The organism is Lentilactobacillus parafarraginis DSM 18390 = JCM 14109, from assembly GCF_001435895.1.
Lineage (GTDB): Bacteria > Bacillota > Bacilli > Lactobacillales > Lactobacillaceae > Lentilactobacillus > Lentilactobacillus parafarraginis.
Genome location: NZ_AZFZ01000154.1, coordinates 1 through 1729 on the forward strand (window position 1 = coordinate 1; position 1729 = coordinate 1729).

Consider the following 1729-nt stretch of genomic DNA (forward strand, 5'->3'; position numbering starts at 1 on the left):
TTCATCCAACTATGGGGGTTCACTTCAGAGGCCTATATTTATATTATTTAATTTTCTTTACATACTTTTTATAGGCTGTGCAGTAAAAGCCATTGGTAAGTTTTAATACAAAACCACCTTGCCAGTGAATTACTTTTTTCACATCAAATAGTGTCCCTTTCGGCCATTTATTCGACTTAAAGCCTGAACGTTTTACAACTTTAGTCCGATGCAGGTCACGATACAGATAAGTAGGTTTAATGACTTTGATAGTTTTTAAATTAGACAATTCGTAATAGGCATTATTTACAAACCAACGGTTAGCCGTAATATACGTTCCGTTTGCCAGTTTAAAATATGGGACTGGCACTTTGTCACTGCTAAAGTGTACAGAAGCAATATCAATTGCTGTTCCCGGCTTTAATTTACGTCCACGGTTGGCTTGACTACCCAACTGATTATTTTTGTGCTGGTAGATTGTACGCTTAACAATAACCCGCTTAGGATTGTAAGTGTAGTAGTAATCATCTACATTTTGCTTAGTCAGTTTCGGCTCCGGCTTCTGTTCTGGTTCAGCACTTTTGGTGGTATATTGTCCACCATAATCTAATGAACCATCTACTCCCAGACCTTTCCAATTGTCGGTATACTGCCAAGCTTTAGCACCTGATACGCCGCTTGATGAACTACCGTAAGAAGCTGGCCAACCACCTAGTTTGTAACTGGTGCCAATCTTCAAACGACCAGCCCAAAACCATGAACCCGGGCCATAAATATCAAAACTGTGGAAGCCTTGTCTTTTCAGCTCATTAAAGAATAAAGCTGCATCAGCACTAGCTTTAGTACGCAAAGATGAATCTTCGGCGTCTAGTACCATTAAAGTATCTTTGCCTAGCCCCCAAGCCTTGGCAGTGTTGGCCATTAACTTAGCTTCACTGGCGGGGTCAGCCTGTCCATAGCGCAAAGAATTGAAAGTGCCATAATGATACAAAGCCACCTTAAGCCCGGCTCTTTTAGCATTAATAACTTGAAGCTTGCCAACACTGTTAATGTAGGGTGTTCCGCCATAACCTCCTTGAGAGGACTTAACGACTACACCACGAGATCCGTAAGCTTTCAAACGTTTAAAATAAGCTAAGTCATGGGGTTGCCAAACTGCCACATCATTAAAATAGCTGGTCATAAGCTCACTTCCCTTCGGGAGTTAGATAAATCTTACCAGCATCATCCGTACTTAATTTAAACTGTTTGTGGTTAATTTCTATATGATCACCATTGGCTAGCGGGATTGGATAGTTAGCCGGATCAACCTTTTCGGCAGATTCTTGGACGGTTTCCAACAACTGTTTTTGCTCCGGCGTGTCGCTTACTTTAACAGTTGCTTTGTGCTGTCCAAAAATCAGTTGATATTGTTCCTCAGCAAACTTTTGAGCCTCGTCATCTGACAGATCGTAATTGGCCAAGTTAGCCCATTGAATAAGCGATTTTTTAGAAGCGTCCATTTGTTCGTTACCAGGAACTGGCAAAGCCTGAGCGGCTGTTACAGCAGTTTTAGCAAAGGCTTTAATTTTATCTAAAACTTCATTATCAGCCTTGGTCTTAGTGTGGTCGACAATCACTTGTGCCACATCGATGATTTTCTTTACGCCATACCCAAAAATAAAAAGAGCCGCTAAAAAGCCGCCCGAATTAAGAAAGCCCAAAATACTATTTAAATTCCTGAAACTTGAAAGTATGAAGACAGACTGAT

The 1729-nt window shown here is 40.9% G+C and carries 2 protein-coding genes; both read right to left on the reverse strand.

The genetic code is table 11. From position 1 onward, the window contains the following. Positions 1 to 43: 43 nt before the first annotated feature. Positions 44 to 1162, reverse strand: a complete 1119-nt coding sequence (locus tag FD47_RS14405) for a DUF5776 domain-containing protein (protein WP_054736750.1) — start codon at positions 1160 to 1162, stop codon at positions 44 to 46. Between the two features lie 4 nt (positions 1163 to 1166). Next, positions 1167 to 1729: phage holin, LLH family (locus FD47_RS14410; RefSeq protein WP_156404169.1), on the reverse strand; the 563-nt coding region annotated here is incomplete at its 5' end.